Origin of the sequence: Streptomyces auratus, assembly GCF_050433025.1 — a bacterium.
In the GTDB taxonomy this organism is placed as follows: Bacteria; Actinomycetota; Actinomycetes; order Streptomycetales; family Streptomycetaceae; genus Streptomyces; species Streptomyces sioyaensis.
Map to the genome: position 1 here is coordinate 886,231 of NZ_JBNGCB010000001.1, position 17,086 is coordinate 903,316.

Consider the following 17,086-nt stretch of genomic DNA (forward strand, 5'->3'; position numbering starts at 1 on the left):
AAACGGCCGCTCCCGGGCACCGCCCCTTCCGGGCCCCGCCCGAACCCCCCTGTGGGGCATCGCATTCCGAAAAGTGACGAGGATTCCATGGACGGGCAGCCGACCCCCGAGGTCATCGAGCAGATCCGCGACATACCGATCTACCGCGAGTCGCTGGCGAAGGGCCACTTCCCCGTGCTCGACAAACCGGAAATCGCGCGGGGCTTCCCCGACAACTGGATGACGCCCCGGCTGGCCGCGGCGCTGGAATCCGGAGACGCGGAGTTCGTCCTCTCCACCGGCACCCATCACGCCCGGATGCAGATCATCCGGCCCCCGTATTTCCTGCTGCACTCCTATTACCAGCTGTGGCGCGCGCATCCCGATATCGGCGACACCTGGGAGTCGGGCTGCCGGCGGGTCTCGCTGACCACGGTGCTGGCCACGGAACACGTGGCCCGGGTCAATGCCGCACGGCGCGGCGCCGACCCGGAGCCGGTGCCCGCCCTCGACGACCGGTGGCTGGACGAGCGGACCTGCTATCTCAATCTGCAGCTCGACCCGGCGCTGTGGGAGCGCGCGGAGGTGGTGCGGATGCTCAAGGAGATCGAGGACGCCCGGCAGGCGCATCCGCGCGGCTGGTACCACCTCGACTGCTCCGGGTATCACCTGGCGCATCTGCTGCGGAAGGTCGGAGAATGGGGGCTGTGGGACGATTTCCCGCCGCCCGCCAGCATCATCCACGCCTATGAATACACCCCGGCGAACGTCCGGCGTTTTCTGCACCAGCACTTCACCTGCCCGGTCATCGACCTGTTCGGCAGCACCGAACTCGGCTATCTCTACTTCAGCGACCGCCGTGGCACCTATTGGCCACACCTCGACAAGATGACCGTCGAACTCCACCCGGTGGCGCCCGACAGCACCCTCTACGAGCTCATCGTCTCCAGTGTCCGCAACCCCTATATGCCGCTGATCCGGTACCGCTCGGGCGACTGTGTGCGCACCCTGGACGGCACCCCGGACCCGGGAAAGATCTCCCAATTCAGCGGCCGGCAGAAGGAATTGCTGAGCACGCCGGACGGACCCGTCGCACAGGGCGACCTCGACCGGTGCATCGCCGAGGTATCACCGCACGTCTTCGTCTACCAATTGCAGCTGACCGGCGCTGCGGAAGGACGCCTGGCGTACACGACCTTCCAGGGCACGCCCCTCGACCCCGACCGGGCCGCGGCGCTGGCGGCAGCGATCGGCGCACTGACCGGCCGCCGCTGCCGCACCGAGCACCGCGGGCACCTGCCCATCGGGAAGTCGGGAAAGTACGCCTGGCTCACGACCGCCACCGACCCGGACGACGCCCCCTCCCGGACAGGAGAAGCATGACCAGCCAGCCGTGGATATCCGCCGGCGATCTCAAGCAACTGCTCGGTGAGGCGCTGCACACCGAAGTGGTGACGCATTTCGCGGACAAGAGCGACGCCCCTCGGGAATACGTGGAGCGCCAGGTCACCGAGTGCCTGCGCTATCTGTATCTCGTCTCCCGGCACCATGACCAACTCGGCGGCCTGTTCCTGCCGGTCGAGCAGGACATCGACGAGATCTGGCACTACCTCATTCTGCAGACCCGTGAATACCGGGAGCTGTGCGGGCAACGGCTGCCGGGGCACTTCTTCATCGAACACCGCAGCATCGCCTACGAGGACTACCAGCAGGAACCGGGCCGGGAGCAGGCGCTCGAAGAGGCCCTGCGCTGGATCCCCTTGTACTGCCGGGAATTCGGCCCCTTCGACGAGGGTGCGCTGCCGCACTGGACGATCGTGCGCTTCCTCCATGAGCAGATGGGGCTGTCCCTCGATGAGATCGCCGCGCTGGAACCCCTGGCGGCGCCGGCCTGACACTCGCTGCCGGCCCGGCCGGCGCCGACTCGAACCGAAAGGAATCATGAGGGCTCCCCACGGTGTCCCGGCCCCCCGCGAGGTGCCGGAACAGCGCCGGATCCTGGCGGTCCTGGTCTTCTCCCAGATCCTCAGCGGCGCGGGTCTCGCCGCCGGCATCACCGTCGGCGCGCTGCTCGCCGAGGAGATGCTCGGCTCGACCGGTCTGGCGGGCGTGCCCAGTGCGCTGTTCACCGCCGGGGCCGCGCTCGGCGCCGTCGGCATCGGCCGGCTCTGCCGGAGCCACGGCCGGCGCCCCGGGCTCGCGCTCGGTTACGCCGTCGGGGCGCTCGGCAGCCTCGGGGTCGTGGTGGCCGCCGCCCTCGGCAGCGCGCTGCTGCTGTTCGTGGCCCTGCTGGTCTACGGGGCGGGCACCGCCACCAATCTGATGGCCCGCTACGCGGGGGCCGACCTGGCGACGCCCGCGCGGCGCGGGCGGGCGGTGAGCACGGTGCTCTTCGCCACCACGCTCGGCGCGGTGGTCGGCCCCAACCTGGTGGCGCTGACGGGCGAGGTGGCCCACTCCTGGGGCATCCCCCGGCTCGCCGGGCCGTTCCTGCTGGCCCTCGCCGCGTTCGGGGCGGCCGCGGTGGCCCTGGCCGCGCTGCTGCGACCAGATCCGCTGCGGCTGGCCGAGCAGTTGGCCGCGGCGGCACGGGACGACGGCGCGGCCGAGGGCCCCGCGGACGGGGACACCGGCCGGACGGACGCGTCCGGGCACCGGCTCGGGGTGGCCGTGGGCACTACGGTCATGGTCCTCACCCAGCTCGTGATGATCGCGATCATGACGATGACGCCCGTCCACATGCAGGCACACGGCCACGGCACCCAGGCGGCGGGGCTGGTCATCGCGCTCCATGTCGGTGCGATGTTCCTGCCCTCCCCGCTCACCGGTCTGCTCGTCGACCGGCTCGGCCGACGGTGGATCGCCGGCGCTTCCGGGGTGACGCTGGCGGCCGCCGGGGCGCTCGCCGCCCTGACGCCGCCGCACTCGGTTCCCGCGCTCGCCGCGGCGCTGGTACTGCTCGGCCTCGGCTGGAACTTCGGACTGGTCAGCGGTACCGCCCTGGTCATCGACGCACTGCCGCCCGCCCGACGCGCCTCGGGCCAGGGGCTGGTGGACGTCGGGATCGCCCTCGCGGGTGCGGTCGGGGGCATGTCCTCGGGGCTGGTCGTCGTCCTGGGCGGCTACCGGACGCTGGCGCTGGCCGGCGGGCTGCTGGCGCTGGCGGTGATACCCGTCCTCGGGTGGGCGGCCCGCCGGCCGGCACCCGCCCGCACTGCCCCGGCGGCGCCCCGTACGGAAGCAGAACGGACGTGAACGGCCGTGCGGCCCGCGGAGGTTCCCGGTGGCGAATTCGGCAGATCATGAAACTTGGCGTCATTTCTCGTTATCACGGAGGAAACCTGGATGATGCACTATCAGGGCAGGGTGTAACCGTATGGCCGAAACACGGGGGACCATGATGCGGACGGACACCGGCATACCGGGCAGCGCACCGTCGCTGCGCCCGCGCCGCCTGCCCTTGACCGCCCTGATGGTGATCCTGACCTTCCTGTTGGGCACCCTGGCCACGGCGCCCGGCGCCGTAGCGCACGAACCGGCCGGACCCTTCGCCACGACGTCCGCGGGAGCCCGGCCGGCCCTCAAGCCCGGCTACGGCCACACCGAGAAGAAGACCAAATACGAGACCGAGCGCGGCCAGCCCCGGCGCACCGCCCGGGCCTCCGGCGGCGCCCCCCATCTCACCGGCCGGCAGCTGCCGCCCGGTCAGGGCGGGCCCACGGCGTCGCCTCTCGAACTCCCGTCCGGGACCGCCGCGGCCGGCAACTCCACCAAGGCCGTCGGCAGAACGGTCCAGCTCCCCGTCCTGCACTGCGCCTTCCTCTGCTGAGCACGACCGGTGGTGCACCGCCCCACCCGTCACGCCTCGTACGTTCCCGCCGCTCCCCCACGGTGGCACCCCCTCATCAGCAGGAGACCTTCTCGTGGAGACCTTCATCCAGCATGCCCGGGACCTGACGGCCCGCATTGCCGACCGGCAGGACGAACGGGAGACCTACGGCCGGCTCGCCGCCGGCCAGTCGCCCCTCGCCCTGTTCATCACCTGTTCCGACTCCCGCGTCGTGCCGTCCCTGATCACCGGGGCACGGCCCGGCGAACTCTTCGAACTCCGCACCGCCGGCAACGCCGTTCCCGTCTACCAGGAGGACATGGCGGCCTGTGCGGAAGCCGCCACCATCGAGTACGCGATGCGCGTCCTGGGGGTGGCCGACATCATCGTGTGCGGGCACTCGCACTGCGGTGCGGTCGGCGCCCGGGTCCGCGGCGAGGACCTGAACGGCGCGCCCGCCGTCCGGGACTGGCTGACCCAGCAGGTGTCCGACCGGCTGCCGCAGGACGCGGACTCCACCGTCTCCGCCGCGGTGCAGCAGCATGTGCGCGAACAGCTCGACCGACTGCGCGGCTACCCCTGTGTCCAGGAGCGGCTGTCCGCCGGTGAAGTCTCGCTGCACGGCTGGTTCTACGAAGTGCACACCGGCCTGGTGGCGGCACATCACCCGGCCACCGACCTGTTCCTCCCGCTGTGAAGGCGCGGGTACCTCTCATGAAGCGATTCCCCTCGTTCGGGGCGGATTTCACCGCCTCTCTCGTCGTCTTCCTCGTGGCCGTCCCGCTGTGTGTCGGGGTGGCGGTCGCCTCCGGCGTCCCGGCCGAACTGGGGCTGGTGACCGGTGTGGTCGGCGGACTGCTCACCGGTCTGCTCCCCGGCAGCAGCCTTCAGGTCAGCGGCCCCGCCGCCGGGCTGACGGTGCTGGTCTTCGAGGCCGTCAAGGAGTACGGGCTCGGCGCCCTCGGCGCGCTGGTGCTGGCGGCCGGTGTCCTGCAACTGGCCATGGGCGCACTGAAGTTGGGCCGTTGGTTCCGGGCGATCTCGGTCGCCGTCGTCCAGGGCATGCTGGCCGGTATCGGCCTGGTCCTGATCGCCGGGCAGCTCTACGCCCTCACGGACGCCAAGGCACCGGGCACCGGCCTGAGCAATCTCGCCGGGCTGCCCGGCCTGGTGGGCGACACCCTGGGCTCGGGGACCGCGCTGTCCGCGTTCGCCATAGGTGCGGGCACCATCGCCATCCTGGTGCTGTGGCCGCGCTGGCGGCGCGCCGCCCGGGTCCTCCCCGCACCGCTGGCCGCGGTGGCCCTCTCCACCCTCACGGTGTGGGCGCTGGCTCTGCCCGTCGCACGGGTCGAGGTCAGCGGGCTGCTCGACGCGATCCAGCCACCGGGCCTCGGCGACTTCGGCAAGCTCACCGACGTGGGGGTGCTCGGTACGGTCCTCGCCTTTGCGCTGATCGCCTCCGCGGAGTCGCTCTTCAGCGCCGCCGCGGTCGACCGTTTGCACGACGGGCCTCGTACGGACTACGACAAGGAGCTGATGGCGCAGGGCGCGGGCAACACCGTGTGCGGTCTGCTCGGTGCGCTGCCGATGACCGCGGTCATCGTCCGCAGCGCCGCCAATGTGCAGGCGGGTGCGAAGACCAAGCTGTCGCGGGTGCTGCACGGGGTCTGGCTGCTGGTGTTCGCCGCGGCCTTCCCGGCCGCGCTGGGCGTGGTGCCGGTGGCCGCGCTGGCAGGCGTACTGGTGCATGCCGGCTGGAAGCTGATCCCGGTGCGGGAGCTGGGTCCGCTGTGGCGGGAGCACCGCGGCGAGGCGCTCGTCCTGATGGTCACGGCCCTCGCGATCGTGACGGTCAACATGTTCGAGGGCGTCCTCATCGGTCTGCTGCTGGCCGTCGCGAAGACGGCCTGGGAGACCTCCCACGTCCACCTGGAGATCCACACCCCGGACGACGAGGACGAGCCGGTACAGGTACGCGCCGTCGGCAACGCCACGTTCCTGCGGCTGCCCAAGCTCCTCGACCAGTTGGAGACGCTGCCCGCGGACCGGGATGTGGAGCTCGACATCAGCGGGCTGCGCCATCTCGACCACGCCTGTGGTGCCGCGCTGACGAACTGGGCCGAGCAGCACCGCCGGAGCCGGCAGACGGTGGAGCTGGTGTCCTGACCAGGGCGCCTGCCCGCCGCGCGGAGCGGCGGGCAGGCGTGCCCGGAGCGGGACACCCGCGACGGCGCGCCGGGCCGGAATGATGGCACCGGTCCGGTGGTTGAGGGAGGGTCAGGACGATCAAGGCCGGGCCCGCCGGCCGCGGCCGGTGCCCCGCCGGTCCTCGTAGAAGGGACGGACAGCATGCCTCTCCTCGGTGAGTACGAGCCCAGCCCGACGCAGTGGGTGCGCGACCAGGTCGAGCTGTACGAGAGCTCCGGTGGCACCCAGGGCACGACGATGCGCGGGATGCCGGTCGTCGTCCTCACCACCCGTGGTGCCAAGAGCGGCAAGATCCGCAAGAGCCCGCTGATGCGGGTGGAGCACGAGGGGACGTACGCCGTGGTGGCCTCCCTGGGCGGCGCGCCCAGCCACCCCGTCTGGTACCACAACGTGGTGGCCGATCCCCGGGTGGAACTCCAGGACGGCCCGGTACGCCAGGACATGACGGCCCGTGAGGTCACTGGCGAGGAGAAGGCCCTGTGGTGGGCGCGCGCGGTCGAGGCCTACCCGGACTACGCCGACTACCAGGAGAAGACCGAGCGCCAGATCCCGGTGTTCGTGCTGGAGCCGGCGGCCGCCCCGCACTGACCGGACCGCCGTCGGCACTCAGAGCGTGACGACGGAGACCTCGGTGGCCTTGACGCTGGTCCATACGGACACCCCGTCGGCGAGGCCGAGTTCGAGGGCGGCCGAGGGGGTGATTTCGGCCACCAGATCGGGGGCCCGGTCGGAGGTGACCAGGACCCGCAGCCGGCTGCCCGCGGAGGTGATCTCGCGGACGGTGCCCGGCCAGACATTGCGGGGGCTGCCCGCCGGCTTGTCGAGGTGGACGGACACCGCCTCCGGGGCGATGATCGCCAGCGCCCGGACGCCTTCGGGGAGGCGGTCGGCGAGGACCAGCCGGCCGCCCTCGGTGAGCGCGAGGCCGTCGCCGTCGGCGGTCCCCGGCCAGGCGTTCCGGCCGAGCATCCGGGCGACCCAGGGCGAGCGCGGATGCCGGGTGACCTCGGCGGGCGGCGCGTCCTGGAGTGCGCGGCCGTCGTCCAGGACGAGCACGCGGTCGGCGAGCGAGACCGCCTCGACGGGGTCGTGGGTGACGAGCAGACAGACGCCGCCGAAGGCCGCGAGATGGGCGCGCAGGGTGTGCCGGACGTGGGCGCGGGTGGTCTGGTCGAGCGCGGCGAGCGGTTCGTCGAGCAGCAGCAGCCGGGGCCGGGCGGCCAACGCCCTTGCCAGTGCGACGCGTTGGGCCTGGCCGCCGGAGAGCTGGGCGAGCTTGCGGTGCGCGAGCGGGCCGACGCCGAGCCGGTCGAGCCACTGCTGCGCGGTGCGGCGGGCCTCGGCGCGCGGGGTGCCGTGGGCGCGCAGCCCGTAGGCGGTGTTGGTCAGCGCCGTCAGATGGGGGAACAGCGCACCGTCCTGGGGAACCCAGGCGACCCCGCGGCGGTGCGGTGGCAGCGCGCTGACGTCGGTGTCGCCGAGGCGCAGCGCGGCGCGGGCGCGCGGGGTGAGGCCGAGCAGGGCGCGCAGCAGGGTGGTCTTGCCGGCGCCGTTGGGGCCGACGACGGCGATGGTGGTGCCCGGATCCGCGTCCAGGGTGAGCTGGTTGAAGCCGGTGACCTCGGCGTGCAGCGGCCAGCGTTCGCCGGGCGCCGCGGACCCGGTGTCGGGCTCCGCAGGGCCGGTGGCGGGCGGCGCCGGGAGGACGGTGTCGTCGGCCGGCCGTACGGTGCGGGCCGGGCGGTCGGCGGTGGCGCCTGTCCAGCGGCCCCGCAGACAGATCAGCACGGCCATGGCGATGACGAGCAGCAGCAGGGAGACCGAGGTGGCTGCTTCCGGGGCGTCCTGGAGCAGCAGATAGACCTCCAGCGGCAGGGTCTGGGTGGTGCCGGGCAGATTGCCGGCGAAGGTGATCGTGGCGCCGAATTCGCCGAGCGCACGGGCCCAGGTCAGGGCGGCGCCCGCGGCGAGGCCGGGAGCGACCAGGGGGAGGGTGACGGTGCAGAAGACCCGAACGGGTGAGGCGCCCAGGGAGGCCGCGGTCTCCTCGTAGCTCGTGCGCAGCCCGGCGAGCGTGCCCTCCAGGCTGATGACGAGGAACGGCATCGACACGAAGGTGGCCGCCACCACGGCGCCCGAGGTGTGGAACGGCAGCACGATGCCGAAGGTGTCCTCCAGCCAGGGGCCGAGCAGTCCGCGGCGGCCGAAGCCGAGCAGCAGCGCGACACCGCCGACGGTCGGCGGCAGCACCATCGGCAGCAGCACCAGCGAGCGGACCAGCGCCTTGCCGGGGAAGTTGACCCGCGCCAGCAGCCAGGCCAGCGGGACGCCCAGCAGCAGGGCGAGCCCCAGCGCGCAGAAGGACACCAGCAGCGACAGCCGGAGCGCTTCGAGGACGCCGGGAGAGCTCAGATGGGTGCCGAGCTCGCTCCACGTCGTGCGGGCGAGGATGCCGACGAGCGGCAGCAGCAGGAACGCGACGGCGATCAGCGCGGGCACGGCCAGCGCGAGCGGGGCACGGCTGCCGGGGGCGCGCGGCCCGCCTGCCGGGGCCGGGGCGGTGATGCGGAGGCGTCTCATCGGGGTTCCTGGGATCGGGACGGACCGGGGGCGCGCACGGGTCCGCCGCTGGGCCGGACTCCCGTGCGCGCCCCGCCGGTTACGGCTTCTGGAAGCCCGCCCGGTGCAGAATCTTCTGCGCCTCGGGCGTGCTCAGCCACGTCACGAAGGCGGCCGCGGCGGCGCTGTGGTGGGAGGACTTGAGGGTCGCGGCCGGGTAGGAGGCGACGGCGTTCTGGGCGTCGGGGATGGCGACGGCGGCGACCTTGTCCGGTGCGGTGGCGGCGTCCGTCTTGTAGACGAGGCCGGCGTCGGCCTCGCCGAGCTCGACCTTGCTGAGCACCGCACGGACGTTGGGCTCCTGCGAGACCGGCTTGACCGTCAGCTTCTGCGCGTCCAGGACCTGCTTGCTGTAACGGCCGACGGGCACCTGGGAGGCGGCCAGGACGACCTTCAGCTTGCTGTCGGCGAGGTCCTTGAGGTGCGCGATCTTCTTCGGGTTGCCCGCCCCGGTCACAATCACCAGCCGGTTCTTGGCGATCACGGTGGGCTTGCCGGCGTCGGCCTTCAGCCCGTCCATCGTCTTGGTGTCGGCGGTGACCAGGGCGTCGGCGGGAGCGCCGTTCCTGACCTGGGCGGCCAGTTCCTGGGAGCCGGCGAAGGAGAAGTTCACCTTGGTGCCAGGGTGCTCCTTCTCGTAGACCGCACCGGCCTTCTTGAAGACGTCGGTCAGCGACGAGGCGGCGAGCACCGTGAGGTCCGCCTTGGCGGCGCTGCCGGACTTCGTGGCGCCCTCGTCCTTCTTGGCATCGTCCTTGCCACCACAGGCGGTGAGCGGGACGAGGAGGGCGGCGGTCACGAGCGCGGCGGCGGCGCGGCGCCCGGAGAAGAGCTGGGACATGAGGCGGGACTCCTTGGGACGCGGACGACGGGTGTCGTCCGGGTGGTTGGGAAAGCCGCGCCGTGGACGGGCGACGCCGCTGAGGTGAGGCAGCCTGCCGGTGGGGGACGGTGGTCCGGCTGGGGTGCAGCCCGTGGCGGGTCAGGTGCGCTCGATGTGCACGCTGGTGGACTTCACGCGGGCGGTCGCCTGCATGCCGACCTCCAGTCCGAGTTCCTCCACCGCTTCCCGGGTGAGCAGCGACACCAGGCGGTGCGGACCCGCCTGGATCTCGACCTGGGCGGCGACATCGCCGAGCTTGACGGCGGTGACGATGCCCGGGAAGGCGTTGCGCGCGGAGGTGTACGAGGTGTCGTCCTCGCCGGTGCCGTTCTGCGCCAACTCGATGGAGAAGGCGGCCAGATCACGGCCGTCGATGAGGCGGCGGCCTCCTTCGTCGCGGTGGGTCGCGACCTTTCCCGCGTCCGCCCAGCGGCGGGCGGTGTCCGGGCTGACGCCCAGGAGCCGCGCCGCCTGCCCGATCGTGTAGGACTGCATGTGCAGCAAGATAGGCAGCACGGGCTCGCATTTGCAATGCCATGAGGCGATTCTCCAGGGCAGATGTCAGGCCCCTCGGAGGAACCGACGACACCTCGGCGTCCGGCCGCCGGCCGCCCCGAATGCCGGGACGAACTCCGCCGCCCTCCTCGGTACCCGCCCCCTTCGGATATCCCCTGCCGCCTGCACCGCGCGCCCGGTCGGCGGCACGGAAGACGGCTAGAGTGCAGCGGACAGAACAGCACATACGCCACAAAAGCCAAGAGCCCCCTGCTCCCCTCCCGGTGAGGCACTGTCCATGAACCTGAGCATCCGCAACCAGATTCCCGGCACCGTTCTCTCCGTCACCCCCGGCGAGGTCATGGCAACCGTCAAGGTCCGTCTGGACGGCGGCCAGGAGATCACCGCCGCGATCACCCTGGAAGCCGTGCGGGAACTGGCCCTCGAACCGGGCTCCGCGGTGCGCACCCTGATCAAATCCACCGAGGTCGCGCTCGCCACCAGCACGCTCGGCGGCGTCAGCATCCGCAACCGGATCCCCGGCACCGTCACCGAGGTCACGGCCGGCGGCGCGATGGCCGGCGTCAAGGTGGCCGTCGCGGGCGGTGAGCTGACCGCCGCCATCACCAAGGACGCGGTCGACGACCTGGGCCTGACGGCCGGCTCCGAGGTCACCGCACTGATCAAGTCGACGGAGGTCGCGCTCGCCACCGGCTGAGCCCGGCCTCGGGGGAAGCTCGTAGGGCCGGGGGCGTACGGGCTCCGTACGGCACCGGCCGTCGGAGACCTACCGGCCGGTCATGCCGCCGGTGAGGGCGCCCCCCGGAGCCGCCGCGACTCCCCTCCCGGCAGGCGCCGCCGCCACGTGGATGCATCCGAACAGAGCAGCTCGCTCCGCCATCGGGGCAACAATCTCACCCGGAGCACCACACCGCTCTACTCCATCGATACCGGGCCCCATGATCACTATCTCCCCTTTTCCACAAGGGAGTTGAGACATGGCAGCGGGCTGAGACGCCATCACCGTCGCCCGAAAGATGAGCACTCGTCCGATTTCTCCCATTGCATCCGATAAATGACGATGTGAATCTGGTATCCCATTCGTCGAAGGAGTTGATCGCATGGTTACGGATCGCACAGCGCCGGTCGAGACGGCCACCCTGGCCGCCGAGGTCGAGGGACTGCTTGAACCCGCCGAGGCCGACGGCGTTTACCGCGATACGCGCGAGTGCACCTCAGCACTGCTGTTCTTGGGACTGCTGCTGATCTCGCCGCCCACCCCCCGGCCCAAGACTGACAACCGATAAGGCTGAGGGGAAAGCGTTGGCTGAACAGACGCAGGGAGCAGTCCCGCTCAGCGCTGTGATTGCCGATGCCGCAACCGGGGTCGCCCTCGCCCTGCGGGGTGAGGGCGGCCCTTATGCGTTGTCCGGCATTCTGCGGCACAACGACGCGCTGACCCCGGCGGCGGTCCGGGTGCTCGGCGCCGATGCGCTCGCGCCGTACGCCATGGAGCACCGCGGGGCGCCCGTCGGCCCCGAGGACGAAGCGGTGGTCCGGCAGGCGTTGGCGGCCTATCCACCGGGGGCGGATGCCTCGGAGGTATCGAGGTGGACCTACCGGGGCCTGGTCGAGGCCTCGCACGCGTTTCTGCCCGCGGGCGCCCAGCCCTGGCCGCCGCCGCCCGAGGCCGCGACCGGCTGGGTCGACAGCTCGCCCTGGCCGAAGCTCTCCCACCGCGTGTCCCAGCTCGCGGCGCTCGCGCTGCCCGGACTGGCGCCCGGCCTCGCCGAGCAGCTGACGGAGCGCACCGACGATCTGTCCCGCGGTTTCGTCCGGGCGGTCCGCCGCCGGGACTGGCTGCAGGCGGCCGGTCTGGGGCGCTGGCTGTCCCGGCTGCCCGACGTGGCGCCGACGCTGGGGCTCGACAGCGGGCTGGCGTTCGTCCGCCAAATGGGTGGTGCGGACCCCCGGGTGGCGCTGCACATCGTGGCCGCTCAGCGCTTCTACGGACGGGGTTGGTGACCGGCGGCCGGGGCGACCCCGGGCTGCTGGACCGGATGGTCCGGAGCAGCCTGGGGTGGCTGGACGAAGCACGCGGCTTCTTCCGGCTGCCCCCGAACGTGACGACGGACGCCGACCCGAATCTGACCCTCAAACCGCTCGGCGAGCTCGCCGAGCTGACCCAGCTCATCGGGGTACTGCACCCGCGGGACGAGATCCGTCAGGCAGCCCGCGGGCTGTTCGCGTTCGCCTGGAACGAGACCCGGGACGGTGAGCTGTTCGCCGAGCTGATCCACGGCGAGCCGTTCGCCACCTATCCCGTGGAGCTCTACGGGACCTTCGCGCAGGCCGGGCTGCGGCACGCGGACGCGGACGCGCTGGTGCAGACCACGACCCGGCTGCGCGGCTGGCGGGTGGCCCGCGAGGATCACACCCGTACCCTCAACGTGCTCAACGCGGAGCGGCGGCTCGGACTCCGCCAGCACGCCGACTTCGCCTCCGTACTGGCGCTGACCGGCCTCGGCCGGCTGCCGGAGCCCTGGACGCTGGACCGCAAGTCGGTCTACGGCGTGACCCATGACGTCTTCCACCTCACCGACTGGGGGCGCAACCGGCAGCGGCTGTCCCCCGAATTCGCCGGCTATCTGCGGCTGTGGCTCCCCTCCTGGCTGGACACCTGGCTGGAGGAGGAGATGTGGGACCTGGTGGGCGAGCTGCTGGCCGTGACGGCCTGCCTGCCCGCCGCCCCCTTCGACCCGGTGGCCTGGCAGCGGCTGGCCACCGCCCAGGCGGCCGACGGAAGTGTGCCCGAGATCGGCGCCGCGCCGTCCTCGGGTGACCCGGCCGAGGCCTTCTTGGCCTGCTACCACTCCACCCTGGTGACCGCGTTCGCCGCCACCCTCGCCCGGATCGCCTGCGACGAGGCCGAGGCCGGTCCGGTGGCCGGGGATCCGGCGCTGGTGGGCGGGCGGACCCCCTGCGAAAGCGAGAATGCCCCGTGACCGTGACGGCCGCGTCCCCCGCCCTGCTGCACGCTGTCGGCGACCGGGCCCTGACCTGGCTCGACAACCACCGTGAGCACTTCCGGCTGACCGCCGCCGACTTCGCGGACAACACCGCGGTCACCGAGCGGCTCAAGCCCATCGGGGAGCTGGCGCTCAATATGCAGGTGCTGTTCCGGGAAGGGGTGGCCGGCTCCCGGCAGAAGGCCCGCGCCGGACAGCTGCTGGACTTCGCCTGGCGGGAGCTGCTGGACGGTGGCAATGTGCTGGCCCGGCTCCAGCACGACGAGCCGCTCTCCCCCGTGCCGGTGGAGGTCTATGCGACCTTCCACGAACTGGGCCACCGCCACCCGGGGCTGGAGGCGACGCTGGAGGTCTGCCGGCGTACCACCACCTGGACGACGCTGGAGATGGTGCCCAACCGGCGGCTCGGTGTGCTCAACGCCGAACGCAAGCTGGGGCTGCCGCCCAGCAGCGACTTCGACCAGGCCATGGCCCGTACGTGGCTGGGGCAGCTGGCCGAACCGTGGACGGTGCAGCTGCACATCGCCTACGACCTCACCCACACCGTCTTCCACCTCACCAACTGGGGCGAGTTCCCCGAGCGCATCCCGCCGGCCGTCGCCGACTACCTGTCGCGGTATCTGCCGGCCTGGCTGGAGGACTGGGCGGACCTCGAACACTGGGATCTGCTCGGCGAGCTGCTCGTCGTCGACGCCTGTCTGCCGCGGCCCGCCCTGGACGCGGAGCTGTGGGAGCGGTACGCCGCCGCACAGTCGCCCGAGGGTGCGATGCCCATCCACCAGCAGATGCCGCAGGGCGACGCGGCCCAGGTCTTCGATCAGGTGCACCACCCCACCCTGGTCGCCGCGTTCGCCTCCGCGATGGCCACCTCCCGGGCCATGTCCGCGGTCTGATGGGCTCCGACCTCGTGGAACCGGCGCTCGGTGACCGCCTGGCGGACGCCGTCACCCTGATCGACGCCCCCGACGTCGTGGTGGCCGTCACCCGGCACGGCCGGCGGACCGTGATGACCGGCGGCTCGGCCCTCGCGCCGCCCACCCCACGGCATGCGCTGCGCTACGAACTGGGCTCACTGTCCAAGACGTTCACCGTGCTGCTGCTGGCCGACCTGGCCCGGGCCGGCGCGCTGTCCCTGGACGACCGGCTCGCCGTGCATCTGCCCCAGCTGCCGCTGGCGCATCCGCACTCGCGCCGGATCACCCTGCGGCATCTGGCCACCCACACCTCCGGGCTGCCGCGCATCCCCGCCGATCTGATCCCCGGCGCGCTGGTGAAGCCGTACGACAACGGCTACGCCCGCTACGACACCGAGCGGCTGCTGCGCGCCTTCGCCCGGACCCGGCCGCGGAACCGGCCCGGCACCCGCTGGCGCTACTCCAACTTCGGGCTGGCGCTGCTCGGCCCGGCCATGTCCCGCGCCGCGGGCGACGGCTACGCCACCCTGCTCACCGACCGGGTGCTGCGCCCCCTCGGACTGACCGGCACGACGCTGGGGCCCGGCACCACGGGCACCGATGCCATCGGCCACCGCGCGAACGGCGTGACGCCGGTGCGCAGCACCGAGATGGGCGCCTTCGTCGCCGCCGGCTCGGTCCGCGCCACCCCCGGCGATCTGCTCACCTACCTGGAGGCGCTCCTCGCCCCCGACGGCACTCCCCTGGCCGGGGCGCTGCGCGACGTCCAGGTGCCGCTGCTGCGGCGCGGCTTGCGCAAGCGCCACACCCACACCCTGACGTGGTATCAGCACCCGTCGCCGCGCGGACCGTTGCTCTTCCATGTCGGTGCGACCTTCGGCCAGCAGGCGTTCCTCGGCTACCACCGGGCGTCGCACACCGGCGTGCTCGCGCTGGCCACCCGCCGTGGCCGCACCTGCCGGATGACCGGCACCGCCTACGACCTGCTGTACGCGTTGGCCGGCGAGTCCCCGGACTGAGCCGGGGGCCGCCGCCGGTCCTTACAGGTCGCCCGCCAGGATCCGGGGCAGGGCGGTGCCCGGGCCCTCCTCGCTGGCCTGGTGGAAGGCGTCCGCATACGCCTCGTCGCCGATCGCGGCGCGGGCCCGCTGTTCGCACTGCGCGCGCACCGCACGCAGTTCCGGGGTGCCGCGCTGGGGGTGCCCGACGGTGCGCCAGACGGCCTGGCCGCTTCCGGAGACGCGGGCGGCGGCCGCGCCGTCGCCCTGAGCCGCCACCGCGGCCGCGAGCAGGTCCAGGCCGAGCGCGATCCCGAATTTGTCGCCGATGCCCTGCTTGGCCGCGAGCATCGCCCGGGCGTGCTCCGCCGACTCCTCGGGCCGGTCCTGGAACAGCGAGATCAGCGAGAGCTGGTAGTCGGTATAGGAGCGGGTCCAGTACTCGCCGCGCTGCTCACAGCCGCGGCGCAGCGCGGTCGCCTCGGCGCGCGCCTCGCTGAGCCGGCCCAGACCGGTGAGCGCGAAGATCTGTACGAGGTGACAGCGCAGCCGCCCGGGAGAGTCGAACGGGGCGTGCGGCGGCGGGCCGAGCACCTGGGCCACGACGGTGTGCGCGGACATCGGGCGGCCGGCCATCAGATGGGTGAGGCCGATGAGATAGCCCGCCTGGAGCACCGCCTCCGTGTCCCGGGACTCCCGCGCGGCGCGTGCGCACTCCCGGCCCAGGGCCTCGGCGGAGGCCAACTCCCCTTGCAGCAGCACGGCGACGCCCAGCGTCCACAGCGCCCTGGTGCGGGCCGGGCCCGGGCCGGGGTGGGCGGCGAGGGCCCGGGCCACATAGTCGCGGGCCTCGTGCAGATGGCCGCAGCAGCTCCAGAAGAACCCGATCGAGGCGCCGAGTTCCTGGGCCTGTTCCGGATCGGTGGCCAGGAAGTGGTCCAGTGCCGTGCACAGGTCGACATGGGCGTCGGCGATCCGGCCGTACCAGGCGAGCTGTTCGGGGCCCAGCCAGCCCTGCTCGGCCCGGCGGCCGAGGGCGGCGAAGTGGGCGGCGTGCCGGTCGGCGAGGGTCCTCGACTCGGCGAGTTCGGCCAGCCACATCCGGCCGTACTCGCGCAGGGTGTCGAGCATGCGGAAGCGGGTGCCCTCGCGGCTGAGGACCGACTTGGCGGCCAGCCCGGCCAGCGCGGTGCGTACCCCCGGCCCGGTGAGCGGCCCGCCGGCGCACACGGCGCTCGCGGACTCCTCGTCGAAGGTGCCCCGGAAGACGGACAGCCGGGCCCACAGCAGCCGCTCCAGCGGGGCGCACAGCTCATGGCTCCAGCCGATGGCGCAGCGCAGGGTCCGGTGCCGCGGCGGCTGCACCGGGCCGTCACCGTCGAGGGCGTCGAAGCGGGAGGTGAGGCGGGCGGCGATGCGCTCGACGGAGCTGTGCGCCAGCTGGGCGCCGGCCAGTTCCAGGGCCAGCGGGATGCCTTCGAGGCGCCGGCAGATGGCGGCGGCGGCCGCGACGCTGCGCGGGGCGGTGAGCCGCCGGCCGGGGGCCGCGGTGCCGGCCCGTTCGGTGAACAGGGCCAGCGCGTCGTTGTCGCCGGTGCAGGACAGCGGCCCGATCTCGGTGGTCCACTCGCCGACGATGTCCAGCGGCTGTCTGCTGGTGACCAGGACGGTCACGCCCGGGGCGGCGGTCAGCAGATCGCCCAAGAGGTCGCGGCAGGCCTCGACGAGATGCTCACAGGAGTCCAGCACCAGCAGCAGCCGTCTGTCCGCGAGCCACTCGCACAGCGCCGCCACCGGGGTCCGCGCCGAGTGGTCGGCCAGCCCCACGGCATCGCAGACGCCGGCCACCAGCCGGCCGTCACCCTGCAGGGGCCACAGGTCGGCCCAGCAGACCCCGTCGCGGAATCGGGGCGCCGCCGCGCGCGCGGCCCGCATCGCGATCCGGGTCTTGCCCACACCACCGGGGCCGGTCAGGGTGACCAGCCGGTGCTCCGTCAAGTCGTTGCCGATCCGGTGCAGTTCAGCTCGTCGACCGATGAAGGTGGTCGACTCCTCGGGAATGTTGCTCACCACCGGCCCAGTTTGCCCCAGCCGCGGCGTACCGAGGAGTCCGGTGGTGTCAGCGCGCC

Annotated in this window: 17 protein-coding genes; 13 read left to right on the forward strand and 4 right to left on the reverse strand. The window is 72.5% G+C overall.

Annotated elements, in window-relative coordinates; genetic code table 11:
• The first annotated feature begins 87 nt into the window (after nucleotides 1-87).
• The 7 genes from BKA18_RS03580 (at nucleotide 88) to BKA18_RS03610 (ending at nucleotide 6,607) form a co-directional block, all read left to right on the forward strand.
• Nucleotides 88-1,362, forward strand: a complete 1,275-nt coding sequence (locus BKA18_RS03580; protein ID WP_366046073.1) for a phenylacetate--CoA ligase family protein — start codon at nucleotides 88-90, stop codon at nucleotides 1,360-1,362.
• Nucleotides 1,359-1,874: a glycine-rich domain-containing protein gene (locus BKA18_RS03585; protein WP_366046074.1), complete on the forward strand. Its 516-nt coding sequence runs from the start codon at nucleotides 1,359-1,361 to the stop codon at nucleotides 1,872-1,874. The genes BKA18_RS03580 and BKA18_RS03585 overlap by 4 nt, the downstream gene beginning before the upstream one ends.
• A 46-nt stretch (nucleotides 1,875-1,920) precedes the next feature.
• The gene (locus BKA18_RS03590; protein WP_366046075.1) at nucleotides 1,921-3,234 is read left to right on the forward strand and encodes an MFS transporter; all 1,314 of its coding nucleotides are present in this window, start codon (nucleotides 1,921-1,923) and stop codon (nucleotides 3,232-3,234) included.
• Between the two features lie 121 nt (nucleotides 3,235-3,355).
• Nucleotides 3,356-3,808 carry a hypothetical protein gene (locus BKA18_RS03595; protein WP_366046076.1) on the forward strand — a complete coding sequence of 151 codons (453 nt, stop codon included), beginning with the start codon at nucleotides 3,356-3,358 and terminating at the stop codon, nucleotides 3,806-3,808.
• A 94-nt stretch (nucleotides 3,809-3,902) separates the two neighbouring features.
• Entirely contained in the window at nucleotides 3,903-4,505 is a 603-nt protein-coding gene (locus tag BKA18_RS03600; RefSeq protein WP_147245399.1) for a carbonic anhydrase, read from the forward strand.
• Between the two features lie 17 nt (nucleotides 4,506-4,522).
• Nucleotides 4,523-5,977: a SulP family inorganic anion transporter gene (locus tag BKA18_RS03605; protein ID WP_366046077.1), complete on the forward strand. Its 1,455-nt coding sequence runs from the start codon at nucleotides 4,523-4,525 to the stop codon at nucleotides 5,975-5,977.
• 183 nt (nucleotides 5,978-6,160) lie between these two features.
• On the forward strand, nucleotides 6,161-6,607 hold the full coding sequence (locus BKA18_RS03610; protein WP_366046079.1) for a nitroreductase family deazaflavin-dependent oxidoreductase: 447 nt from the start codon (nucleotides 6,161-6,163) through the stop codon (nucleotides 6,605-6,607).
• A gap of 18 nt (nucleotides 6,608-6,625) precedes the next feature.
• Here the strand turns inward: BKA18_RS03610 and BKA18_RS03615 are convergent, their stop codons facing one another.
• From BKA18_RS03615 to BKA18_RS03625, 3 genes are all read right to left on the reverse strand, one after another.
• Nucleotides 6,626-8,599, reverse strand: a complete 1,974-nt coding sequence (locus BKA18_RS03615; RefSeq protein ID WP_366046080.1) for an ABC transporter permease — start codon at nucleotides 8,597-8,599, stop codon at nucleotides 6,626-6,628.
• 79 nt (nucleotides 8,600-8,678) lie between these two features.
• Nucleotides 8,679-9,479: a molybdate ABC transporter substrate-binding protein gene (modA, locus tag BKA18_RS03620; RefSeq protein WP_366046081.1), complete on the reverse strand. Its 801-nt coding sequence runs from the start codon at nucleotides 9,477-9,479 to the stop codon at nucleotides 8,679-8,681.
• A gap of 141 nt (nucleotides 9,480-9,620) precedes the next feature.
• Entirely contained in the window at nucleotides 9,621-10,016 is a 396-nt protein-coding gene (locus BKA18_RS03625) for a TOBE domain-containing protein (RefSeq protein WP_006606535.1), read from the reverse strand.
• 298 nt (nucleotides 10,017-10,314) lie between these two features.
• On the opposite strand from BKA18_RS03625, the gene BKA18_RS03630 reads away from it, so the two are divergent.
• The 6 genes from BKA18_RS03630 to BKA18_RS03655 all read left to right on the forward strand — a co-directional run bounded on the left by BKA18_RS03630 (nucleotide 10,315) and on the right by BKA18_RS03655 (nucleotide 14,978).
• Nucleotides 10,315-10,734: a TOBE domain-containing protein gene (locus BKA18_RS03630; protein WP_366046082.1), complete on the forward strand. Its 420-nt coding sequence runs from the start codon at nucleotides 10,315-10,317 to the stop codon at nucleotides 10,732-10,734.
• A gap of 403 nt (nucleotides 10,735-11,137) precedes the next feature.
• Complete coding sequence (locus BKA18_RS03635; RefSeq protein ID WP_006606533.1) at nucleotides 11,138-11,323, forward strand: hypothetical protein; 186 nt, start codon at nucleotides 11,138-11,140, stop codon at nucleotides 11,321-11,323.
• A 16-nt stretch (nucleotides 11,324-11,339) separates the two neighbouring features.
• A complete protein-coding gene (locus BKA18_RS03640; RefSeq protein WP_366046083.1) occupies nucleotides 11,340-12,041 on the forward strand; it encodes a hypothetical protein in 702 nt (233 codons plus the stop codon).
• Nucleotides 12,038-13,021 carry a DUF6895 family protein gene (locus BKA18_RS03645; protein ID WP_006606531.1) on the forward strand — a complete coding sequence of 328 codons (984 nt, stop codon included), beginning with the start codon at nucleotides 12,038-12,040 and terminating at the stop codon, nucleotides 13,019-13,021. Before BKA18_RS03640 ends, BKA18_RS03645 begins: the two co-directional genes overlap by 4 nt.
• Entirely contained in the window at nucleotides 13,018-13,938 is a 921-nt protein-coding gene (locus tag BKA18_RS03650) for a DUF6895 family protein (RefSeq protein WP_006606530.1), read from the forward strand. Before BKA18_RS03645 ends, BKA18_RS03650 begins: the two co-directional genes overlap by 4 nt.
• A complete protein-coding gene (locus BKA18_RS03655; RefSeq protein WP_366046084.1) occupies nucleotides 13,938-14,978 on the forward strand; it encodes a serine hydrolase domain-containing protein in 1,041 nt (346 codons plus the stop codon). Before BKA18_RS03650 ends, BKA18_RS03655 begins: the two co-directional genes overlap by 1 nt.
• 21 nt (nucleotides 14,979-14,999) lie before the next feature.
• On the opposite strand, the gene BKA18_RS03660 is transcribed toward BKA18_RS03655, so the two are convergent.
• Entirely contained in the window at nucleotides 15,000-17,030 is a 2,031-nt protein-coding gene (locus BKA18_RS03660) for an ATP-binding protein (protein ID WP_366046085.1), read from the reverse strand.
• Between the last annotated feature and the right edge of the window lie 56 nt (nucleotides 17,031-17,086).

What these genes read in the sequence shown, in the direction of transcription:
- BKA18_RS03580 (WP_366046073.1), top strand. Translation starts at nt 88, where the DNA reads ATGGACGGGCAGCCGACCCCCGAGGTCATCGAGCAGATCCGCGACATA.
- BKA18_RS03585 (WP_366046074.1), top strand. Translation starts at nt 1,359, where the DNA reads ATGACCAGCCAGCCGTGGATATCCGCCGGCGATCTCAAGCAACTGCTC.
- BKA18_RS03590 (WP_366046075.1), top strand. Translation starts at nt 1,921, where the DNA reads ATGAGGGCTCCCCACGGTGTCCCGGCCCCCCGCGAGGTGCCGGAACAG.
- BKA18_RS03595 (WP_366046076.1), top strand. Translation starts at nt 3,356, where the DNA reads ATGGCCGAAACACGGGGGACCATGATGCGGACGGACACCGGCATACCG.
- BKA18_RS03605 (WP_366046077.1), top strand. Translation starts at nt 4,523, where the DNA reads ATGAAGCGATTCCCCTCGTTCGGGGCGGATTTCACCGCCTCTCTCGTC.
- BKA18_RS03610 (WP_366046079.1), top strand. Translation starts at nt 6,161, where the DNA reads ATGCCTCTCCTCGGTGAGTACGAGCCCAGCCCGACGCAGTGGGTGCGC.
- BKA18_RS03615 (WP_366046080.1), bottom strand. Translation starts at nt 8,599, where the DNA reads ATGAGACGCCTCCGCATCACCGCCCCGGCCCCGGCAGGCGGGCCGCGC.
- modA (WP_366046081.1), bottom strand. Translation starts at nt 9,479, where the DNA reads ATGTCCCAGCTCTTCTCCGGGCGCCGCGCCGCCGCCGCGCTCGTGACC.
- BKA18_RS03625 (WP_006606535.1), bottom strand. Translation starts at nt 10,016, where the DNA reads ATGCAGTCCTACACGATCGGGCAGGCGGCGCGGCTCCTGGGCGTCAGC.
- BKA18_RS03630 (WP_366046082.1), top strand. Translation starts at nt 10,315, where the DNA reads ATGAACCTGAGCATCCGCAACCAGATTCCCGGCACCGTTCTCTCCGTC.
- BKA18_RS03635 (WP_006606533.1), top strand. Translation starts at nt 11,138, where the DNA reads ATGGTTACGGATCGCACAGCGCCGGTCGAGACGGCCACCCTGGCCGCC.
- BKA18_RS03655 (WP_366046084.1), top strand. Translation starts at nt 13,938, where the DNA reads ATGGGCTCCGACCTCGTGGAACCGGCGCTCGGTGACCGCCTGGCGGAC.